This is a genomic window from Achromobacter sp. GW823-FHT04E03 (assembly GCF_058796095.1).
On record NZ_JBXAIJ010000003.1, the window covers coordinates 1,086,120 to 1,107,360 of the forward strand.

Annotated in this window: 20 protein-coding genes; 9 read left to right on the forward strand and 11 right to left on the reverse strand. The window is 66.4% G+C overall.

The genetic code is table 11. The features are described from left to right. Positions 1 to 25 precede the first annotated feature (25 nt). Positions 26 to 1,255 (forward strand): nucleoside recognition domain-containing protein, encoded by a 1,230-nt coding sequence (locus AC1RHV_RS24630; protein ID WP_175181095.1) that lies wholly within the window; start codon positions 26 to 28, stop codon positions 1,253 to 1,255. Positions 1,256 to 1,308: 53 nt separating this feature from the next. Here AC1RHV_RS24630 and pyk read toward each other — a convergent pair whose 3' ends face one another. Then, positions 1,309 to 2,751: a pyruvate kinase gene (gene pyk / locus AC1RHV_RS24635; RefSeq protein ID WP_054457531.1), complete on the reverse strand. Its 1,443-nt coding sequence runs from the start codon at positions 2,749 to 2,751 to the stop codon at positions 1,309 to 1,311. 106 nt (positions 2,752 to 2,857) lie between these two features. Between pyk and AC1RHV_RS24640 the strand changes: the two genes are divergently transcribed. Further along, complete coding sequence (locus tag AC1RHV_RS24640; RefSeq protein WP_313388864.1) at positions 2,858 to 4,000, forward strand: glycerate kinase; 1,143 nt, start codon at positions 2,858 to 2,860, stop codon at positions 3,998 to 4,000. Between the two features lie 55 nt (positions 4,001 to 4,055). On the opposite strand, the gene rsmA is transcribed toward AC1RHV_RS24640, so the two are convergent. The 3 genes from rsmA to AC1RHV_RS24655 are packed head-to-tail and all read right to left on the reverse strand — an operon-like array spanning position 4,056 to position 8,809. Next, on the reverse strand, positions 4,056 to 4,847 hold the full coding sequence (rsmA, locus tag AC1RHV_RS24645; RefSeq protein ID WP_119451439.1) for a 16S rRNA (adenine(1518)-N(6)/adenine(1519)-N(6))-dimethyltransferase RsmA: 792 nt from the start codon (positions 4,845 to 4,847) through the stop codon (positions 4,056 to 4,058). Between the two features lie 18 nt (positions 4,848 to 4,865). After that, positions 4,866 to 6,452 (reverse strand): peptidylprolyl isomerase, encoded by a 1,587-nt coding sequence (locus AC1RHV_RS24650; RefSeq protein WP_492302187.1) that lies wholly within the window; start codon positions 6,450 to 6,452, stop codon positions 4,866 to 4,868. Then, the gene (locus AC1RHV_RS24655; protein ID WP_054457537.1) at positions 6,449 to 8,809 is read right to left on the reverse strand and encodes an LPS-assembly protein LptD; all 2,361 of its coding nucleotides are present in this window, start codon (positions 8,807 to 8,809) and stop codon (positions 6,449 to 6,451) included. The genes AC1RHV_RS24650 and AC1RHV_RS24655 overlap by 4 nt, the downstream gene beginning before the upstream one ends. Before the next feature lie 169 nt (positions 8,810 to 8,978). On the opposite strand from AC1RHV_RS24655, the gene AC1RHV_RS24660 reads away from it, so the two are divergent. From AC1RHV_RS24660 to AC1RHV_RS24685, 6 genes are all read left to right on the forward strand, one after another. Continuing rightward, positions 8,979 to 10,019, forward strand: a complete 1,041-nt coding sequence (locus AC1RHV_RS24660) for an aminoglycoside phosphotransferase family protein (protein WP_119451437.1) — start codon at positions 8,979 to 8,981, stop codon at positions 10,017 to 10,019. Then, entirely contained in the window at positions 10,019 to 10,705 is a 687-nt protein-coding gene (murU, locus tag AC1RHV_RS24665) for an N-acetylmuramate alpha-1-phosphate uridylyltransferase MurU (RefSeq protein WP_492302188.1), read from the forward strand. The genes AC1RHV_RS24660 and murU overlap by 1 nt, the downstream gene beginning before the upstream one ends. Positions 10,706 to 10,852: 147 nt before the next feature. Further along, entirely contained in the window at positions 10,853 to 11,551 is a 699-nt protein-coding gene (locus AC1RHV_RS24670) for a DUF6776 family protein (RefSeq protein ID WP_054457540.1), read from the forward strand. Between the two features lie 121 nt (positions 11,552 to 11,672). After that, entirely contained in the window at positions 11,673 to 13,298 is a 1,626-nt protein-coding gene (locus AC1RHV_RS24675; protein ID WP_492302189.1) for an FAD-dependent oxidoreductase, read from the forward strand. Further along, a complete protein-coding gene (locus AC1RHV_RS24680; RefSeq protein ID WP_054457542.1) occupies positions 13,295 to 13,522 on the forward strand; it encodes a hypothetical protein in 228 nt (75 codons plus the stop codon). Before AC1RHV_RS24675 ends, AC1RHV_RS24680 begins: the two co-directional genes overlap by 4 nt. Further along, positions 13,519 to 14,007 carry a MarR family winged helix-turn-helix transcriptional regulator gene (locus AC1RHV_RS24685; RefSeq protein ID WP_054457543.1) on the forward strand — a complete coding sequence of 163 codons (489 nt, stop codon included), beginning with the start codon at positions 13,519 to 13,521 and terminating at the stop codon, positions 14,005 to 14,007. Before AC1RHV_RS24680 ends, AC1RHV_RS24685 begins: the two co-directional genes overlap by 4 nt. On the opposite strand, the gene AC1RHV_RS24690 is transcribed toward AC1RHV_RS24685, so the two are convergent. The 6 genes from AC1RHV_RS24690 to AC1RHV_RS24715 all read right to left on the reverse strand — a co-directional run bounded on the left by AC1RHV_RS24690 (position 14,004) and on the right by AC1RHV_RS24715 (position 19,887). Continuing rightward, a complete protein-coding gene (locus AC1RHV_RS24690) occupies positions 14,004 to 14,324 on the reverse strand; it encodes a 4a-hydroxytetrahydrobiopterin dehydratase (protein ID WP_175209664.1) in 321 nt (106 codons plus the stop codon). The two genes, AC1RHV_RS24685 and AC1RHV_RS24690, sit on opposite strands and share 4 nt — an antisense overlap. 68 nt (positions 14,325 to 14,392) lie before the next feature. Continuing rightward, positions 14,393 to 15,040 carry a YiaD family glycine zipper/OmpA-like lipoprotein gene (locus tag AC1RHV_RS24695; RefSeq protein WP_054457545.1) on the reverse strand — a complete coding sequence of 216 codons (648 nt, stop codon included), beginning with the start codon at positions 15,038 to 15,040 and terminating at the stop codon, positions 14,393 to 14,395. A gap of 233 nt (positions 15,041 to 15,273) precedes the next feature. After that, positions 15,274 to 16,590: an MFS transporter gene (locus AC1RHV_RS24700; RefSeq protein ID WP_492302190.1), complete on the reverse strand. Its 1,317-nt coding sequence runs from the start codon at positions 16,588 to 16,590 to the stop codon at positions 15,274 to 15,276. 41 nt (positions 16,591 to 16,631) lie between these two features. Then, the gene (argE, locus tag AC1RHV_RS24705; protein ID WP_192353541.1) at positions 16,632 to 17,816 is read right to left on the reverse strand and encodes an acetylornithine deacetylase; all 1,185 of its coding nucleotides are present in this window, start codon (positions 17,814 to 17,816) and stop codon (positions 16,632 to 16,634) included. Between the two features lie 30 nt (positions 17,817 to 17,846). Further along, on the reverse strand, positions 17,847 to 19,049 hold the full coding sequence (locus AC1RHV_RS24710) for a pyridoxal phosphate-dependent aminotransferase (protein ID WP_492302191.1): 1,203 nt from the start codon (positions 19,047 to 19,049) through the stop codon (positions 17,847 to 17,849). 43 nt (positions 19,050 to 19,092) lie between these two features. Further along, entirely contained in the window at positions 19,093 to 19,887 is a 795-nt protein-coding gene (locus AC1RHV_RS24715; protein WP_175213803.1) for an HpcH/HpaI aldolase family protein, read from the reverse strand. A gap of 165 nt (positions 19,888 to 20,052) precedes the next feature. On the opposite strand from AC1RHV_RS24715, the gene AC1RHV_RS24720 reads away from it, so the two are divergent. Beyond that, entirely contained in the window at positions 20,053 to 20,532 is a 480-nt protein-coding gene (locus AC1RHV_RS24720; protein WP_054457549.1) for an Lrp/AsnC family transcriptional regulator, read from the forward strand. A 26-nt stretch (positions 20,533 to 20,558) separates the two neighbouring features. Here the strand turns inward: AC1RHV_RS24720 and AC1RHV_RS24725 are convergent, their stop codons facing one another. Then, entirely contained in the window at positions 20,559 to 21,215 is a 657-nt protein-coding gene (locus tag AC1RHV_RS24725; protein ID WP_492302192.1) for an HAD family hydrolase, read from the reverse strand. Between the last annotated feature and the right edge of the window lie 26 nt (positions 21,216 to 21,241).

A 21,241-nucleotide genomic window follows, 5' to 3' on the forward strand; every position in this document is an offset into this window, starting at 1 on the left:
CCATCGCTATCCGGGCAGTCTCCGCATGCTGAACAAACTCTGGCTGGGCTTTTTCCTTACCGCGGCCGCGGCGGCTCTGTACCGCTGGCTGGTCATCGGCGACCCCGATGTCTTCCGCATGATGGTCGCCAGCCTGTTCGACATGGCGCGCGTGTCGGTGGAAGTGATGGTGCTGCTGTTCGGCACGCTGACGCTGTGGCTGGGCTTTCTGCGCATCGCCGAGGGCGCTGGCCTGGTGGAAAAACTGGCGCGCGTGCTGGGACCGCTGTTCGCGCGCCTGATGCCCGGCGTGCCGCGCAACCACCCGGCCATCGGTCTGATCACGCTGAACTTCGCCGCCAACGGACTGGGCCTGGACAACGCCGCCACGCCCATCGGCCTGCGCGCCATGCGCGAACTGCAGTCGCTCAACCCCACGCCCGAAACCGCCAGCAACGCGCAGATACTGTTCCTGGTGCTGAATGCGTCATCGCTGACCCTGCTGCCGGTGACGCTGTTCATGTTCCGCGCGCAGCAGGGCGCGCCGGACCCGACGTTGGTGTTCCTGCCGATCCTGCTGGCCACCAGCGCATCGACCCTGGCAGGTTTCCTGGCCGTGGCGGCCTGCCAGCGCCTGCGCCTGATCGATCCGGTCGTGATGCTGTGGCTGGGCGGCACGGCGCTGCTCATGGGCGGATTCATGGCGCTGCTGGCCAGCATGTCGGCGGCGGCCATCGCCTCGCTGTCGTCGCTGCTGGGCAATCTGGTCCTGTTCGGCATCCTGATCGCCTTCCTGGTGGCGGGCGCCTGGAAGAAGGTGCCGGTCTACGAGGCCTTCATCGAAGGCGCCAAGGAAGGCTTCGACATCGCCAAGAGCCTGCTGCCCTATCTGGTCGCGATGCTCTGCGCGGTGGGCGTGCTGCGCGCATCGGGCGCGCTGGATTTCCTGCTGGACGGCATCCGCTGGCTGGCGGTGCAAGCGGGATGGGACACGCGCTTCGTGGATGCCCTGCCTACCGCGCTGGTCAAGCCATTCTCGGGCAGCGCGGCGCGCGCCATGATGCTGGAAACCATGACGCATTTCGGCGTGGACAGCTTCCCCGCGCTACTGGCCGCGGTGGTCCAGGGCAGCACCGAGACCACCTTTTACGTGCTGGCGGTGTACTTCGGATCGGTGGGCATATTGCGGGCGCGCCACGCGGTGGGCTGCGCCCTGATTGCCGACCTGGCCGGCGTGCTGGCGGCCATCGGCGTGTGCTACTGGTTCTTCGGCTGAAACCCGCCGCGCGGCGGCAAGGAGCGCCCGGGCGGCGCTCCTGCCCCGCCGTATCAATCCACCAGCAGGATCTTCATGCCGTTGGTGCCACCGCTGTCGCGGTAGAAGTCGCCCTTGGTCAGGATCACCCAGTCTCCGGTCTGCACCAGGTTGCGCTTGCGCAGTTCATCGATGGCGGCGTTGCTCAGGTCGGCAGGCTCGTAGTCCGACGGCGCGAACGGAATCGTGTAGACGCCGCGGAACATGGCCACGCGGTTTTGCGTGATGCTGTGCGGGCTGTAGCAGTAGATAGGCACGCCCGAGCGGATGCGCGACATGATCAGCGGCGTGTGACCGCTTTCGGTCAGCGAAATGATGGCCTTGACGCCGGGGAAATGGTTGGCCGCGTACATGGCCGCCAGCGCGATGGTCTCGTCGCAACGGGTGAAGGTCTCGCCCAGGCGGTGATGCGACTTGGTCGAGGTCGGGTGCTTTTCCGCGCCCAGGCAGACGCGGGCCATGGCCTGCACGGTTTCCACGGGATACTGGCCCGATGCGCTTTCCGCCGACAGCATGACGGCATCGGTGTAGTCCAGCACCGCGTTGGCCACGTCGGACACTTCGGCGCGCGTGGGCATGGGGCTGGAGATCATCGACTCCATCATCTGCGTCGCGGTGATGACGACCTTGTTCAGCGTGCGGGCGTGCTGGATGATGCGCTTCTGGATGCCGACGAGTTCGGCATCGCCCACCTCCACGCCGAGGTCGCCGCGCGCCACCATCACGCCGTCGCTGGCGCGGATCAGCGCGTCCAGCGCCTCGTCGTCGGCCACGGCTTCGGCGCGTTCGATCTTGGCGATGATCCACGCCTGGCTGCCGGCGGCCGCCAGCAGCGTGCGCGCCTCGTCGATATCGCTGCCATAGCGCGGGAACGACACGGCCACGTAGTCCAGTTCCATCTCGGCGGCCAGCTTGATGTCGACGCGGTCCTTGTCGGTCAGGCTGGGCGCGGACAGGCCGCCGCCGCGGCGGTTGATGCCCTTGTTGTTCGACAGCGGACCGCCCACGGTGACGGTGGTGTGGACCTCGTCGCCTTCGACGCTGTCCACCACCAGCACCACGCGGCCGTCATCCAGCAGCAGCTCGTCGCCGACGCGGCAGTCCTGCACCAGTTCGGGGTAATCGATGCCGACGATGCTGGCCGTGCCCTCTTCCTTGGGATGCACTCGCGACAGCGTGAACGGCTGTCCGATCTGCAGTTGGACCAGCTTGTCCTTGAAGCGTGCAATGCGGATCTTGGGGCCTTGCAAGTCGCCCATGATGGCGACGAAGCGGCCCTGCTTGGCGGCGATCTCGCGCACCATGCGGGCGCGCTCGCGATGGTCGTCCGCGCTGCCGTGCGAGAAGTTCAGGCGGGCCACGTCCAGGCCCGCGCGGATCAGCGCTTCTATGCGTTCAGGCGTCGAAGTCGAAGGTCCCAGGGTGGCGACAATTTTGGTGCGGCGCAATACGGGCATGACGATCCACTCTCGCTAAAACAACAAAAACGCTATGGTACGCCGGCCGCGCCCGCGCAGGTATCATGGGCATCACCTCAACCGAAAAACGAGCTCGACTGAACCCGTGAAAATCGTCATCGCCCCCGACTCTTTCAAAGAAAGCGTGTCCGCCCCCGATGCCGCGGCAGCCATTGCACGCGGCGTGAAGGCCGCTGTTCCCGGCGCTCACACGGTATGCATTCCGATGGCCGACGGCGGCGAAGGCACGGTCGAAGCCGTGCTCGCGGCAACCGGCGGCAAGGAACGCCAACAGACGGTGAACGATGCGTTGGGCTACAAGGTCGACGCCGTCTGGGGCTTGCTCGAGGACGGCACGGCGGTGATCGAGATGGCCGCGGCGGCGGGCCTGGAACTCATCGCCCCTGCCAAGCGCGATCCGATGCGCGCCAGCAGCCACGGCGTGGGCGAACTGATGCTGGCAGCCTTGAACGCAGGCGCCAAGCGCATCATCCTGGGCCTGGGCGGATCGGCCACCAACGACGCGGGCGCCGGCATGCTGACTGCGCTGGGCGTGCGCCTGCTGGACGCTGACGGCCGCAGCCTGCCGCCCGGCGGCGGCGCGCTGGGCAAGCTGGCCAGCATCGATACCCACGGCCTGGATCCGCGCCTGGCCCAGATCCGCATCGACATCGCCTCGGATGTGGACAACCCTTTGTGCGGCCCACAGGGCGCCTCGCATGTGTTCGGCCCGCAAAAGGGCGCGACGCCTGAACAGGTGCTGATCCTGGATCAGATGCTGACGAATTTCGCCGATGTGTGCGCCAAGCACCTGGGCTCCGACCATCGCGACCACCCAGGCGCGGGCGCGGCGGGCGGCCTGGGATTCGCCGCCAAGGCGTTCCTGGGTGCCGGTTTCCGGCCCGGCGTGGAGATCGTGGCCGAACTGGGCGGACTGGCCCGGGCGGTCGAAGGCGCGACCCTGGTGTTCACGGGCGAAGGCCGCATGGACGCGCAGACCCTGCGCGGCAAGACTCCGGCCGGCGTGGCGAAGATCGCGCAGCGCGCGGGCGTGCCCGTGGTGGCGCTGGCCGGCTCGCTGGGCGAAGGCTACGAAGCGTTGCACGCCTGCGGCATCAGCGCCGCGTTCAGCCTGGCGCCCGGCCCCATCACGCTGCAGCAGGCGCTCACGGACGCCGAAAAACTGCTGGCCGACCGCGCCCGCGACGTCATGCAGCTCTGGATGACCGCGCAGAAGCGCATGTTGTAGAAACCCGAATGAAGAAGCCCGCTTGCGCGGGCTTCTTCATTTTGCGGATCCAGCTTCACTCGGCCTGCAGCACTCCGGCCGCCACGAGCGCATCCGCCAGACGGATGTACCGGTCCACCGAAATATCCTCGGCGCGCGCCGTAGGCGCGATGTCCAGCGCTTCCCAGGGCACTTGCTGCGCCCAGTCCGCCAGCACCCGGCGCAGCATCTTGCGGCGCTGTGAGAATGCCCGCGCCACCACGGTTTCGAAGGCCCGCTCGCTGACCGGACGCAGACGGTCCGCCGGCAAGGGCACCATGCGCACGATCGCCGACACCACCTTGGGCGGCGGGTCAAAGGCTTCCGGCGGCACGTCGAACAGCTTGTGCATGCGGTAGCGCGACTGCAGCATCACCGACAGGCGGCTGAAGTCGCCTGAACCGGGCTGCGCGACCATGCGGTCAATCACTTCCCGCTGAAGCATGAAATGCTGGTCGCGGACGTGATCGGCCCAGGTCATCAGATGGAACAGCAACGGGCTGGAGATGTTGTAGGGCAGGTTCCCCACCACGCGCAGCGCAGGCCCGAACTGGGAAAAATCCACCGTCAAGGCATCGGCCTCGACCACGGTCAGGCGGCTGGCGTCGAACTGCTTGCGCAGGCGCGCCGCCAGGTCGCGGTCGATCTCGACCGCCGTCAGGTGATCCAGGCGTTCGAGCAACGGCCGGGTAAGCGCGGACAAGCCCGGGCCGATCTCGACCACGGTGTCGTCGCGGGCGGGCGAAACCGCCCGGACGATGGACTCGACCACGCTCTCGTCGGTCAGGAAGTTCTGGCCAAAGCGCTTGCGCGCCTGGTGCTGGGACATGTAAAGCCTGTAATGCGTTTAGCGGTTGTTCTGCTGGATCTTCTGCTGCTTTTCCAGACGATTGTCGATGTACGCCTGGGCGCGCAACTGCTCCAGCCAATCCTCGAAAGCCGGCTGGGCGCGGCGTTCAAACAAGGTCTGACGGGCCTTCATGCGAGCCATATCGTCGGTGGCGTCGTGCTGGCGGCGCTCTTCCACTTCGATCAGGTGCCAGCCGAAGGGCGATTGCACCGGTTGGCTGATTTCACCCGGCTTCAGGGCGTTCATGGCGGCCTCGAACGGCGGCACGGTTTCGCCCGGGTTCAACCAACCCAGTTCGCCGCCTTGCGGGGCGGTCGCGTCCTGCGAATACTGGCGCGCCATGTCCTCGAACTTGGCGCCGCCGCTCACCAGGCGCTGACGCACCTGCTCCAGGCGCTGACGCGCCATTTCGTCGCTCATGACGGTGGAGGTCTTGATCAGGATGTGGCGCGCGCGAGTCTGCATCACTTCCACAGGGCCTTGGTGCGCAGGCGCCTGCGCGGGCGCGGCGGCGGGCTGCGGCGCCTGGGCCGGCGCCGGAGCGCGGGCCGTGCGGGCGGGCGCCGGCTGGGCGGTGCCGCGGTCCATCACCTTGATGATGTGGAAACCGTTGCCGCTCTGGATCACGCCGCTGACCTGGCCTTTTTGCAGATTGCCGACGGCCTGAACAAACAGGTCGGGCCAGCCGTCCAGCGGGCGCACACCCATGACGCCGCCTTGCAAGGCTTCGGGACCGTCCGAGGCCGCGGCGGCCAGGCTGGCGAAGTCATCGCCACGCTTGGCTTGCGCCAGCAGGCTTTCGGCCTTCTTGCGCAGCACCGCCAGCTGCTCGGGCGACGAACCTTCCGGCACGCGCACCAGAATCTGGGCCAGGGCGTAGAGCATCGGGCCCGACGGCGCAGCGGCCTGTTGGGGTTCGGGCTGCGGCTGGGCCTGCGGTTGCGGGGCTGCCTGCGGCGCGGCGCCGAACGCCGGATTGCGCCGCTGGTCCTTCAGGAACGCGTCGACTTCGGCGTCGGAAATCACAATCGTGGAATCCACCGCGCGCTGACGCAGGCGATCCGTGCGGATCTCGTCGCGCAGCGACTTGCGATAACCGTCCCAGCTCGTGCCGGTTCTTTCGATTTCCTGGCGTAGCTGGGCCACGGTGATCTTGTTGCGGGACGCAATGGTCTGGATGGCTTGGTCGATTTGCGCATCATCCACGCGTATGCCCAGGCGATCCGCCTCATGGCGCTGCACGCGCTCCATGATCAGGCGTTGCAATACCTGATGCTGCAAGGTCTGATCATCGGGCACCTGGATGCCCCGGGTCTTGAGCTCGCTCGAAATGCGCAACGACGCATCGCGCAATTCGCGCAGCGTGATCACGTCCTTGTCCACGACAGCAGCAATGCCATCGACGAACTGCTCGCGCTGCGGCGCGGGCGCAGCGTTCTTCTGCGCGGCGGAATTCGGCTTGGCGCCATTGTTCGCGGCCTTGCCGCCCTGCTCGGCCGCATGGGCCACGGGCAAGCCGGCGCACACGGCCAACAGCAGCGCATTGCCAGAGAGGCGGCGCAAAGAGTGCAACCTACGCATCATTCATACCTTTCAAATGTGGTCCCGGTGGGCACAGGCGGCGTAACACGCGTGTAGCCGGGGATACTTCTGTTCAGCAGGTTCATCGGGTCGGTTCCCAGGGAACCCAGACCGGTCAGTTCAAGCTGGAAGAACAGTGCCGAGTTGGCGTCCGTGGCGGATACCGCGTATCGCTGGTAGACCATGCGGCCCACCCAGCAGCAATCTCCCTTGTACTCCAGGCCGGCAATGGCCTGCGTGACGCGAGGCGAATCCATCGTGCCGGCCAGCGTGCTGGACGGACCGCTGCGCAGCGAGTAGTCCACGCGCCCGACGCCGTACCAGCGCTTGGAGAACGGCCACTGCATGGCCAGGCTCACCTGGTTCTGACCCTGCGCCTGATATTGGACCCCGGGCTGGGGATCGCGTTGGTAGCGGTAGGACACTGCCACCGTCGTCAGGCGCTGCGGCGACCAGCGCGCGCTGATCAGGCCGCGCGACCAGTTGCTGTCGTAGGGATTGTATTGCGCAGCAATGTCGGTGCTAAGCGTGTCGGTGAGAGCCGCGCTCGCCCCCAAAAGGAAGTCGGAGCGCACGTTCTCGCGTGGCGTCTCGTAGGGAAGCGTCACCTTCTGGTCTGCGAAATACAGCCGCTGCGCGACACCCAAGGACATGCGCTCGAAACCGGTGTTGGCATCCAGCCAACGCGTCGTCAAAGCAGCGGTTAACTGGTTAGCGTTCGCGATGCGGTCCCAGCCGCCGGTATAGATGTTCTCTTCGAACGCCTGCGAGAAGCTGAAGTCCGCCAAAGCCGTATCGAAGACAGGCAGCTTGGACTGGTCACGATACGGCACGTACAGGTAGTACAACCGAGGCTCTAGTGTCTGCGTGGAGGCCTTGCCGAACAGCGTGGTATCCCGTTCGAAAACCAGGCCGGAATCCAGGGACAGGATCGGTACGGTTCGCGATTGCGAGCGCGGTGTGCCCGGACTCAGGTTGTACCAGTCGGTGTCGTACTGGGTGTAATTTACGCCAGCCTTCGGGATGATGAACCAGCCCGGTTTGACGATGGGGTAGGAAACCGTCGGATAGGTCTGGAAGCGGTTGCCATCAGGTCCGAGTCGCTGCCCTTCGAACAACGATCTGCGGAAGCGCACCGCCGTGGAAGTCCAGTCGACGTCAAAGCCTCCCCAGTCATAGCGGGCGCCACGGAAGGAGAGCTCTGGTTCCTTGTCATACGGCGGTGCCAGCGGCGCGTCGGGATCCTGAAGCGTCTGGTACTTGTAGACCTGCGCATACCCGCTCCAATAGCCCGACGCGGACGACCAACCCACCCGCGCGCGTTGGGGCAAATAGGTCGTTGAAGCCTGATTCAGGCCCAACTGCGAAATGTCGCGGAAATAGTTGTCGTCCGATACCTTCGCGACATCCCAATCCGCATAGAAGCCGTAGGGCAGGATCTGCTGATGGCGCCACCAGTACATCCAGCGGTCGCTGTCGGTCAGCTTGTCGTTGGGCAGGTACGTACCATCCAGGATGCCGCTATAGGAGCCACCGAGATAGCGGAACTCACCCCCCAACTGCAGCCCGCGCTTGGAGAAGTAGCGCGGCTGCACGGTCATGTCATAGTTCGGCGCCAGATTCAGGTAGTACGGAATCGAAAAATCGAAACCGCCCTGGCTGGTCGTGCCATAGGTCGGCATCAGGAAGCCCGACTTGCGCTCCCGCTTGACCGGAAAGGTCATGTAAGGCGACGCCAGGATGGGCACGTCCTTGAAATACAGCACACCGCTGCGGGCCACACCTTCGTTCTCATCGAAGTCGATGTCGACGGTATTGGCCTTGATGTACCAGGACGGCGTTTCGCAGGCGCAGCCGCTGTACGTCACCGTGTGCAGCCGCATCTGCGAGCGGCTGAAGATGTCCGCATGCTCGGCGACGGCGAAGCCGCCGTTGGCGCCCATCCAGAAATTGGGTTTTTCGATCTCGCCCGAGGACTTGTCGACGTTGAACTTGGCATTCGGCCCGATCACCAGGGTGCCGTCGCGCATCATGCGCGCGCTGCCCTGCACGTCGACTTCGCCCGTGTCCTTGCGGTAGTTGATGCGGTCGCCCTTGATCACGCTGTCGATGCGGCGCACCTGGGCATTGCCCGTCAGGGTCAGGTCAGAGTCGGGATCGCCATCAATGCTGTCCGCCTCCATGAAGGCGGGAATGCTGTCGTCCGGCAGGCGGTGGATCCGCAGGCCCGGCGAGGTGCGCAACACGGGAGTCGCCGAGGTCGACGACGCGGCGGGAGCGCTGCCCTGGCTACCTTGGGCCTGGACGGCTCCGGCGGCGACACTGACAGCAGAGAGGATCAACCATCGAACCTTGCGCACGAGTGAAAACAGCCCTTTTTGACGATGGTGGGAACGCGACACCGGCACCCACGGAGGGCCAATGCTAACGGAAACGAGCCGGTATTATAGAGAAGCCGCGCCATAGGCCCAGACTTATGTGCTCGGGACACAATTCTCAGCAATATTGCCTTTCTGACACGGATCTTCCTTGAAAAACGATCACGACCCCCGCCTGGAGCAGATCCGCCACTGGCTGGGCGGCCTGCCCGCCAGCCTGAACCTGGCCATCGACACGCTGCGTCCGGCGTCGGCCGACGCCAGCTTCCGCCGCTATTTCAGGCTGGACGCCGGCGAGCGCACCTTGATAGTCATGGACGCCCCGCCCGCACACGAGGATTGCCGGCCCTTCCTGCACGTGGACCGTCTGCTGGCGGACGTCGGCCTGAACGTGCCTGCAGTGCTGGAGCAGGATCTGGACCAGGGCTTGCTGCTGTTGTCCGACCTGGGCGAGCAGACCTACTACCAGCGCATTCAGGCCGGACTGCCGGACAGCGAACTGCAGACGCTGTATCGAGAGGCCCTGGCCGCCCTGGTCCGCCTGCAACAGGCCTCCACTGCCGGCCTGGGCACTTATGACACCGCCCGCCTGGCTGACGAACTCAAGCTCTTCCCCGAGTGGTACGTGCAGAAGCATCACGGCGTGACGCTGGACGACAAGACCGCAAACGCGCTGGAAAAGATCTTCGCATTGCTGTCCGCGAGCAATGGCGGACAGGCCCAGGTGCTGGTGCATCGCGACTACCATTCGCCCAACCTGATGGTCTGCGACCAGCCGAAGTACGGACCGAACCCGGGCATCATCGACTTCCAGGATGCGCTGGCCGGCCCCATCACCTATGACCTGGCCTCCCTGGTGACGGATGCCCGCACGACCTGGGAAGAACCCCAGCAATTGGACTGGGCCATCCGCTATTGGGAAATGGCGCGGGCGGCCGGCCTGCCGGTGGACTCGGATTTCGCGGAGTTCCACCGCGCCTATGAATGGATGGGCCTGCAACGCAACCTGCGCATCCTGGGCGTGTTCGCCCGCCTGAATCACCGCGATGGCAAGGCGCATTACCTGGCCCACATTCCGCGCATGAACGGCTACGTGCGCCAGGTGGCCCAGCGCTACGGCGTCTTCACGCCGCTGCTGCGCCTGCTGGACAAGCTCGACGACCGCCAGGTCAGCGTCGGATACACCTTCTGATGCGGGCCATGATCCTCGCGGCGGGCCGCGGCGAACGGATGCGCCCCCTCACCGACCGCCTGCCCAAGCCCCTGTTGTCCGTGGGCGGCCAGCCGCTCATCGTCTGGCACCTGCGGCGGCTGGCGGCCGCCGGCATCCGAGACGTGGTCATCAACCATGCCTGGCTCGGCCACGAAATCGAGAGGGCGCTGGGCGACGGCAGCATATACGGCGTACAGATCCGCTATTCGGCCGAAACCTCCGCGCTGGAAACCGCCGGCGGCATCGTCCAGGCGCTGCCGTTGCTGGGCGACGAGCCCTTCCTCGTCGTCAACGGCGACGTCTGGTGCGACTGGGACCCCGCCGCGGCCGCAGGCTTGGCGCGCACATTGCCTGAAGGCGGCGCCTGGCTGCTGCTGGCGGACAACCCGCCCCAGCATCCGGCTGGCGATTTCCGCCTGGATGCCGACGGCAGCGTCCATGCCCAGGGCGAACCTCGTTTGACCTTTGCGGGCATCGGCGTCTACCATCCCTCGTTGTTCGCCGACGTCCCCCGGGGCGCGGCAGCGCCCCTGGCGCCGCTGCTCCGGCAAGCCATGGCCCGCGGCCTGGTGCGCGGCGCGCGCCACCAGGGCAAATGGACGGATGTCGGCACGCCGCAGCGGCTCGCCGACCTGGATGCCGAGCTCACCGGCCAAGCACGCTGATGTCCACATATTTCACAATATCAAGGTGCGCAACCAGGCTTGTCCGCGCACCCAACGGTCCCGGCTAACGGGGTATTCTCTAGCGCTTTGACCTGCGCGCGCAGCGCGCGGGCGAGCAAACACACAGGAAGTTTTCTAGGAATGGGGATGTTTGGAAGATCGCAACGGGCTGTATTCAAGCCTTCCGTATACCAGCCCGGCCAACGCACGCGCCGCATGCCGCGCTGGCTGGTCCTGCTGCTGGTGGGCATCGCCCTGGGCGCCGGCGGCGTGCTCTTCCTGCAGACCAACTACGGCCCGCAACGCCTGACCGTGGAGCAATCCGAGCAGCTGCACAGCGAACTGAGCACCGCCAACCTGGAGCGCCAGCGCCTGCAAAGCCAGCTTGAGGAAGCCACCCAACAACGCGACGCCAACAAGTCCGGCCATGAAAAGCTGACCGCCGACCTTTCTGAAGCCCGCAGCAAGATTGACACGCTGAACAAGGAACTGGTGCTGTTCCAGGACGCCATGCCCGCCGACCCGCGCGGCGGCAACCTGGGCATCCGCTCGGCCACCTTCAAGCGCGCGCCCGGTCTGCTGGACTACCAGGTGCTGGTCATGCGCGAGGATCGCCAGGGCGCGCCGTTCAAGGGCACCCTGACCTTCTCCATCGACGGCACCTACCCCAACGGCCGCGCCGCCACCGTCACGCCGGAAGGCCCCGCCCTGAACGTCGACCGTTACGACTACGCCCTGGGCCAACTGAAGCTGCCCGACGGTTTCACTGCCAAGGTCGTGGTGCTGCGCGTGCTGGACGGCGCCCAGAAGCAGCAGGCGATGCGCATCTATTACGTGCGCAACTGATAGATACGCCGCGCCCGAAGACCCGCCCTGATCCGGCGGGTTTTTTTTGCCCCAAAAATATAGTTGCGTGCGCAACCTCTTAAGCATATAGTTGCGTAAACAACCAATTTCTGGAGACAGCATGCCGCTCCCCGCGCACGTTCCCGTCCTTATCGCCGGCGGCGGCCCCGTCGGCCTGACGCTGGCCGCCCTGCTTGCCGAATACGGCATCCCCTCGCTGACCCTGGAGGCCGACGACGACTATTGCAACGGCAGCCGCGCCATCTGCATCTCGCGGCGGTCGCAGGAAATCATGGGCTGGGTCGGCGCCGACCGGCCCCTGACCGCCACCGGTCTGGCCTGGACCGGCGGCCGCAGCTACTTCCGCAACAGCGAAGTCCTGCATTTCGAGATGCCGCACGATCCGCTGCAGCGCTACGCGCCCATGGTCAACATCCAGCAATACGCCGTCGAGGAGTACGCCCATCAGGCCATGCAGCGCCATCCGGCGCTGGCCGAGCTGCGCTGGTCGGCGCGGCTTGCCGGCCTGAGCGCCGACGCGGACGGCGTCACGGCTGAAGTGGACATCGAAGGCGGCCGCCAGACTGTGCGCGCCGATTGGCTGATCGCCTGCGACGGCGGCCGCAGCACCGTACGCGAGGCCATGGGCCTGAAGCTGGAAGGCATGCAGTACGAAGGACGCTACGTGATCGTGGACATCGAACAGGAGTCCAGCCGCCCCGTGGAGCGCCTGGCCTGGTTCGATCCGCCTTCCAATCCCGGCTCCACCCTGCTCATGCACCGCCAGCCCGGCAACGTGTGGCGGGTGGACTACCAGATCCGCGACGACGAGGACCCCGAAGAGGCCGTAAAGCCCGAGAACGTGCTGCCCCGCGTGCAAAGCCATCTGGACATGATCGGCGAAACCGCGCCTTGGAAGCCGCTGTGGATCTCCATCTACAACGCCAAGTGCCTGACCTTGGAAAACTACCGCCACGGACGCGTGCTGTTCGCCGGCGACGCCGCCCACCTGGTGCCGATCTTCGGCGTGCGGGGCCTGAACTCGGGACTGGACGATGCCGGCAACCTGGCCTGGAAGCTGGCCTGGGTGCTGCGAGGCCAGGCTCCCGACAGCCTGCTGGACAGCTACAGCGTGGAGCGCGTCCACGCTACCCGCCAGAACCTGGCCTATGGCGCCAAGAGCACCGAATTCATGGCCCCGCCGGACTTCGGATTCCGCCTGATGCGCGAGGCCGCCCTGCGCCTGGCGCTGACGGATGAGCGGGTGCGCCAGCTGATCAACCCGCGGCAGTCGGCGCCCATCTCCTACGATGCCTCGCCGCTGAACCTGGATGACGACGCGCCGCAGGCCGGCGCAACCGCCGCGCCCGGCCAGCCCGCGCCCGAAGCGCTGCTGCACGATCGCGGCGCGCCGCTGCATCTCAGCGCATGCTTTGGCGCCGGCTTCGTCGCGCTGGCGCTGGCCCCCGACACCACGCTGGCGGCCGAACTGGACGCCCTGGCCGCCGCCACCCGCAACTCGCCCCAGCCGCTGCGTGTGCTGAAGACGGGCGATGATGCCTTGCAGGACCCACACGGGCAGCTACGCCAGCGCTACGGCGCGCAAGCCGGCGCCGTCTACCTGCTGCGGCCCGACGGCTACGTCCTGGGACGCTGGATTGCCCCCTCGGCCGCCACCCTGCGCGCCGCGCTCAAGCCCTACTACCCCTCGATCGCACTGGACGCGCACAAGGAAGAGCTAGCATGAACAACGATGAACTGGACCAGGTCTATACCGCCATGGCGCAGACCCTGACGCGCGTCGGCGAAGAACAGGCGTCGCTCTTCCTGTCGATCCTGAGCCTGTCGCTGCTGGCCCGCGTGAGCGATGCGCGCGACGCCGCCGCGCTGCTGGCCCAGGCGGAAGCCGCCTGCCTGGCCAACGGCCCTGTGGCACACTATCCCGCCTCCGCCCCTGCCCGCCCGACGTGAAACAGCCCGCCCTGGAACGATTCCTGACCTACCGCCTGCACGTGCTCAACAAGATCACGGACAGGGACACGAATCGCGCCTATCTGGAAGAATGCGGGATTCCTCTGGGCGAGGCGCGCTGCCTGGCGGCCATCGGCCGCTACGCGCCCTTGTCGGTCAACGATCTGGCGCTGGCGGCCAATCTGAACAAAGGCCAGGCCAGCCGCTCAGCACAGGCGCTGGTGGACCGCGGCCTGGTGGAAAAGACCATGTCCGCCTCGGATGGACGCGGCGTGGTGCTGGCGCCCACCCCGGAAGGCCTGGTGCAATACCAGCGCGTCATCGACCTGATCGCCCGCCGCAATGAAGAGATCTTCGGCTGCCTCAGCGCCGACGAGCAGCGCCTGCTGGGCGACATGCTGGACCGCGTGAACAGCCATTTGCAGCCCGACGCGGACGGCTCGGAAGAGCCGCTCCCGCCCACGCCGCCAGGAAACGCGCCCTAAGCCTTGGGCGCGGTGGCGCCCAATTGCGCTGCCGCCTCGTCCATGAACTGCGCCATGCGCACATCCAGCTCGGTCACGCCGCCGGCGTCGTGGGTGGTCAAGGTCACGTCCACGCGGTTGTAGACGTTGGTCCATTCCGGATGATGATTCAGCTTCTCCGCAAACATGGCGACGCGCGCCATGAAGCCGAATGCCGCATTGAAATTGGGAAAGCGGAAACGCTTTTCGATGGCGTCGCGCATCGCCACTGCCTGCCAGCCAGACAGGGCGGCCACGGCGGTATCGGTGCCGATGCGGGCGGGAGGGAACATGCTCATGACGGACTCCAAAAAAACAGGCGGCGGCGCGTTGCGCCAGCCGCCTCGGACACTGGGCTGGCCCAGGTTTACTGCTGGACCGCGTACAGGTAGATCTCCACCCGGCGGTTCAGCGCGCGGCCTTCGGCGGTCGCATTGTCGCCGATCGGATCGTTCGGCCCGCGGCCCTCGACCGTCAGACGGCCCGCTGCCACGCCCTGCTTGCTAAGGTAGTCGGTCACGCTCTTGGCGCGGTTGACCGACAAGGTCTGGTTATGCGCCAGGGCGCCCGTGCTGTCCGTGTGGCCGACCACCTTGGCCCGCAGTTCAGGATGCTGGTTGAGCGAGCGCGCCACGCTGTCCAGCACCGGCAACAGCGCGGGTTTGAGCTGCGTCTTGTCGGTATCGAACGACACGCCGCTGGGAATGTTGACCTTGAGACTGCCGTCGGGCATTTCGACCACGTCGATGCCCAGCGACGAAGCGCCCGACTTCTGCACGTCTTCCTTGACGACCTTCCAGTTGTAGCCAACCAGGCCGCCCGCCACCGCGCCGATGCCGGCGCCGATGGCCGCGCCCTTGCCGTGGCCGATCAAGGCGCCGATGCCGGCGCCGATTGCCGCCCCCGCGCCCGTGCCCACGGCGGTATTGGTCTGCTGCTGCGTGGCGCATCCCGCCAGCAATGCACCCGCCGCCGCAACGACTGCGATCCGGTTGAATATTGTTCTTGAGCTCATGGCAACCTCCACTTATTCCGTCGGTGTGCCGGATCATTCCGGCCAGACCATGCTAGCAAGCACACGAAGGGAGGCAGGCAACATTTTGTACTATCAGGAAGGTCCTGAAGATAGTGCGGCCGCGCTGTGGAACACGGCCGCAGCCTGGGCGGAAAAACGCTCAGGCCCGCAACAATGGGCTACATTCCACCCGCCGCCGGCCGGCCTCCGATGCGAAGGCCGGCGCCCGGCGCCTAACGCTGCTGGAACGTCCGGCGCGCCACGTTCAGCGACACCATCGCCATGAGCGCAATAGCCAGCAGGTAATAGCTGGGCGACAGCTTGGAGTCGGTGGTCGCGATCAGCCAGGTCAGGATGAATGGCGCGAAGCCGCCGAAGATCGTCACTGCAATGTTGTAGCCCAGGGACAAGCCGGTGGTACGCACCTGCACGGGGAAGATGGCGGACATCAGCGCCGGCATGGGCGCGAAGTACGCCGTCGCCAGGATGCCCAGGATGACCTGGACGATCATCAAAACGCCCACCGTCGGATACGACACCAGCAGATAGAACAAGGGATAGCACAGCAGCGCGGTCGAAAGGGCCGCGGCCATCATGATGCGCGCGGGTCCGATGCGGTCGGCCAGCGCGCCGACGAAGGGCGCGCCTACCGTCATGATGACGCCCGTGACCAGCGTCGCCAGAAAACCGATGGCAGGCGGCAGACCCAACTGGCGGATCGAGTACGTAGGCATGTACAGGGCCAGGTAATTGCCCACCGAGCCCAGCGCCACGAAGCCAACGGTAACCAGCAGCCGCAGCTTCTGCCCCGCGAACATGTCGCTCAACGGCGAAGCCGATGCCTCTGCCGCGCTGAACTCCGGCGTTTCATCCATGTGATGGCGGATGTAGTAGCCCACCGGCGCGATCAGCAGGCCGAACACGAACGGAATGCGCCAGCCCCAGCTTTCCAGCTGGGCCTGGGTCAGCGTCGCATTGAGCACCGCGCCGAACAAGGCCGCCAGCAGGATCGCCGCGCCCTGGCTGGCGACCTGCCAGCTGGCGTAATAGGCGCGCCGGTCCGGCGCATATTCTATGAGGAAGGCCGTGGCGCTGCCGAATTCCCCGCCCGCCGAAAAGCCCTGGATCAGCCGGGCGACCAGGATGATGATCGATGCGGCCACGCCGATCTGCGCATGCGTGGGGACCACCACGATGATCAGCGTGCCTATCATCATCAGGAAAATGGACGCCGTCAGCGCCGCCTTGCGGCCCGCCCGGTCGGCATAGCTGCCCAACACGATGGCGCCCAGCGGCCGCATCAGGAACGACACGCCGAAGGTGGCCAGCGCCAGCAACAGCGAGGAGCTCTCGCTGGCGGACGGAAAGTACAGCTTGGCGATGATCAGCGCGAAGGTGCCGTACGCGATCATGTCGAACCACTCCAGCGCATTGCCGATGGACGCGGCGATCACCGCGCGCCGCGCCTGGGCGCGCCGGTCGCCTGCCGGCGCCGCCTTGCTGCGGCCGGCGGCGGCCGCATTCCACGTTGTCTTCTCCGAATAAGCCATTTTTCCCTCTGTTATTTTCTAAAAATTAACGATCGATCAACTCATTGGCCGGCCATCGCAAGATGGCCCGCCAGCTTTTCCATGAACTGTTCGCACAGGCCGATCTGCGACAGCGCGACATACTCGTCCGGCCGGTGCGCCTGCTGCAGATTGCCGGGACCGCAAATGACCGCCGTCATGCCGGCCCGCTGGAACAGGCCGGCCTCCGTGCAATACGCCACCTTCTCGGTGCCGCGCGCGCCAGTCAGCGCCTGCGCCAACCGCGCAATCTCGGCGGTGGCGGCGGTATCGAAACCGGGCACCTCGGCCAGCGCTTCCAGCTCGATGTCGGCCTGCGGGTTCTCCGCCTTGATGCGGTCGCGCAGCTCGCCAGTGATGTAGCGGCGCAAACCGCCGATCACATCTGGCGCCAGCACGCCCGGGATGGTGCGGAATTCGAACTCGAACTGGCAACGGTCCGGGATCGTGTTGACGGACAAGCCGCCCGAGATCGTGCCGGTGTTGGCCGTGGTGTACGGCACCTCGAAGTCCTGGTCGAAAGGGCCGTTCTGGCGATGGGCGTCGGCCATGTCGCGGATGTGGCAGATGGCGCGCGCCGCATATTCGATCGCGTTGACGCCGCGCGGCGTCAACGAAGAATGCGCAGCATGCCCATGCACGGTGCAGCGGTACAGATTGCTGCTCTTGTGGGCGGAAATGACGCGCATCTCGGTGGGCTCGCCCACGATGCAGCTATCGGGGCGGATATCCAGCTTGGCCAATTCACGCAGCATGATGTCCGCCCCCAGGCAGCCGACCTCCTCGTCATAGCTCAGCGCCAGATGCAGCGGCACGCGCAAACGCCGCGACGTGAATGACGGCAGCATGGCCAGCGCGGTTCCGATGAAGCCCTTCATGTCGCAAGTGCCGCGGCCATATAGGCGGCCATCGCGCACCTCGGGCGCGAACGGATCGCTGCTCCAGGCCTGGCCGTCCACCGGCACCACGTCGGTATGGCCGGACAGCACCACCCCGCCCTGGGTGCCGCCGTCCGCGGCAGGCACGGTCACGAAAAGATTCGCCTTCTTGCCGTCGGCGTTGTAGATCAATCGGGGCGCCAGACCGGTCGCGGCCAGGTGGTCGCGCACCGTTTCGATCAAGCCCAGATTGGACAGGCGGCTGGTCGTGTCGAAACGCACCAGCCGTTCTATCCATTCCAGGGAACGGGGAAGCTCTGCAGTATTCATGGGTCGTACCCTAAGGTTGAGGCCTGGCGCTCAGGCAGCCTTGCTCCGCGCCGCATCCAGAAAGCGCGCCAGTCTAGCCACGCCTTCATCCAGGCGCTCGTGCGCGCTGGCATAGCACCATCGCAGATAGCCCTCGCCCTCGGGACCGAACGCCATGCCCGGCGCCAGGCCCAGCCCGCCGCGCACGACCAGATCCTTGCAGAACACCAGGCTGTCCGACACGCCCCGAATGCGGAAGAAGGTGTACATCGCCCCCGGCGCCGCACCCGCGAGTTCAACCCCGGGCACCTGCGACAGCTTCGACGCCAGATGGTCGCGCGCCAGCCGCAGCCGCTGCACGGTACGCGCGATGACGGGCTCGCCCTGTTCAAGCGCGCAAAGCGCGGCGGTCTGCACGAAACCCGGCGTGCAGGTGTTGCTGTATTCGATCAGCTTGCCGATTTCCGGCAGCAGCCCGCGCGGCACCACGACCCAGCCCACGCGCCAGCCGGTCATCAGCCAGGCCTTGGAGAACGAATTGCAGCTGACGACCCGGTCGTCCGGCGCAGCAATGTCCAGGAAGGTGGGCGCCACCGCGCCTTCGTAGTAGTAGCGTTCATACACGTCGTCGGAAATGATCCAGATGCCGTGCTTGCGGCAGTGCTCCAGCACCGCGCGCTGCTGCTCGGCGGTCATCACCCAGCCCGTCGGGTTGTTCGGCGAATTCACCAGAAGCGCGCGCACGTCCGGCGTCAGGGCGCTGAGCAAGGCGTCCAGGTCCAGGCGCCAGCCGCTCTCGGAGAACGACAGCGCAACCGTCGTCACGCGCGCCCCCAGCACCTTGGGCATTTCCACCAGGTTGGGCCACAAGGGCGTCACGGCGACCACGTGATCGCCCGCGCCCACGATGGCCTGCACGGCCGTCATCAGCGCCGACGTGCCCGAGCTGGTGACTGCGATGTTGTCCACATCACGTTGACCGTGCAGCCCGCTCACATACCCGGCCAGGCGTTCGCGCAACGCGGGCACGCCCAGGGTCTGTACATAAAAGGTCTGCCCGGAAGCGATGTGGGCGATGGCCGCGTCGCGGAACGCGGGCGGCGTCTGCTCGTCGGGTTCGCCGAACCAGAAGGGCAGCACGTCGGCGCGGCCCATGCCCGCATTGGCGACTTCGCGGATTTGCGACGAACGCAAGCTCTGCACGCTGGCGCGCGCGCTCGCCGTGGCGCCGCCGGTAGATACTGCTGTATTCATGCCTGTTCCTGTCTTGCCAGTAGATTGAGATCGCGCCGCCGCCTCAGCGGCATGCCTCGCTGAACTGCGCGCGCGCCTGGCGGGCGCCGCGGGCCAGCCAGGCCACGTCGGAGTGCAGCGCAATGAATTGCACGCCCAGCTTGCGGTAACGCGCGGCCTCTTCGGGATCGTTGGCGAAAATGCCGACCGCCTTGCCCGCCGTGCGGCCGGCGTCGATCACGCGGCCCACGGCCTCGCGCACCTCGGCATGGGCCATGTCTCCCAGCCGGCCCAGGCTGGCGGCCAGGTCGGCGGTGCCGACGAACAGGCAGTCCGCCCCAGGCAGCGCGGCAATGGCTGCCACGTTGCGTACCGCCTGCGCCGATTCGATCTGCAGGATCGCGCAGGCCTGCTCATTGGCCCGCCTGACGTAGGAAGGGTCCTGCCCGTACATGCCGGCCCGCACCAGCCCCGCCACGCCGCGCACGCCGCCATTGCCTTCGCACGGAAAGCGCATGGCCGCGATGGCGCGGCCCGCGTCCTCGGCCGTGTCGATGTTCGGGAAAATGATCGTCTGGGCGCCGCAATCCATCGCGCGCTTCACCAGCGCGGCGTCGTTCACCGTCACGCGCACGACCGGATACGCGGCGGCGCCATGCGCGCGTGCCGCGTCGATGGCCTGCAATTGCGCCGTCAGGCCCGCCATGTCGTTGGGCGCATGCTCCATGTCGACGACCAGCCAGTCGAAGCCGCAATGCGCAATCGCCTCGGCCACGGCCGGGCTCGCCAGGGTCAGCCAGCACCCCTCGGAAGGCTCCAGGGCCAACAGCTTCTTGCGTATCGGATTCGGATCTTTCATGTCTGCTCCATAGTGTTCAAACGGGGAGCATTCATGACGTCGACGCCCCCTCCAGCAATCGAACAAAGATACCGGAGCGGAATCGCGAATATTTCCGAATTTTCGACGCGAATGTGTAATATTTTGGATTGAAATTAGCGAAACCTTCAATTTCTTGGAAAAATCGTGCAAAGCAAGAATTTCGATCCCACGGACCTGCAGATCCTGGCCGCCTTGCAGGTCGACGGGCGGCTTTCCAGCGCCGATCTGGCCGAGCGCGTTTCGCTCACCCCCTCCCCCTGCTGGCGACGCGTCAAGCGCCTGGAGGACGAGGGCGTGATCCGCGGCTACCGGGCCGAGGTCGACGTCAAGAAGCTTGGCTTCGGAGTAACCGCGTTCGTCTGGATTTCGCTGGACATGAAGGGCGCCGAGCACGTCAAGGCGTTCGAGGACGCCATCAAGGACGTGCCGGAGGTGCTGACCTGCCATTGCGTGTCGGGCCGCTACGACCATCAGCTGACGGTCATCGCCCGCGACCTGGACGCGTTCGGCGACCTGGCGCGCTACGTGCTTGGCGCCCTGCCCGGCGTGAAGGAGGTCTACACCTCTTTCGTGCTGAAGGAGGTCAAGGGGCTGGGGGATGCGATTTCATTGCCGGCCGACTGACGCGCGGCATCCACGGCGGCCGGCCATCAGGCCGCGTTGAACCGCTGCAGCCACGGCAGCGCCGCTTCCAGCCGCGCGGATTCCAGCTCCGGCTGCGCCGCGCCTTCAGGCAGCGTCAGTCCCACCCGGTTATGCCAATACGTGCGCAGGCCCACCTTGCTGGTGCCGAACATGTCGTAGCCCGAGCCCGCGACGAACGCGGCCTCGGACGGCTGCACCTGCAATCGGGCCAAGGCCAGCTCATAGGGGCGCGGGTCGGGCTTGTAGTAGCCCGCCTCCTCCGACGTCACCACCACGTCCCAGTCCACGCCCAGCAAACCGGCGGCGCGCCGGCCCAGGCGGGCGGAACAGTTGGTGACCACGGCCAGGCGGCAATGCGGCCGCAAGGCCTGCAGCAATTCACGGGCGCCATCCCAGGCGGGCAGCTCGTCCCAGCCCGCCTCCAACGCGGCGGGTGCGGATGCCGGCAGGCCGACCGCGGACGCGGCTTCCTGCACCAGGCGCTCATAGGGTTGATAGGCGCCGCAACCATAAGTGCGGCGCAGGTACTCCGCGCGCCAGGCGCGTCCGGCGGCCTCGGAGCCGGCGGCGCGGTTCCATACGGTCCAGGAATCAAGCAAGGCCGTCAGCAGGTCGAACAACACAGCCCGGGGATAGGCGGGTACTGCGGCGGGACTGGACATGTGCGGCTCTCTCGGGTGGGTACGGA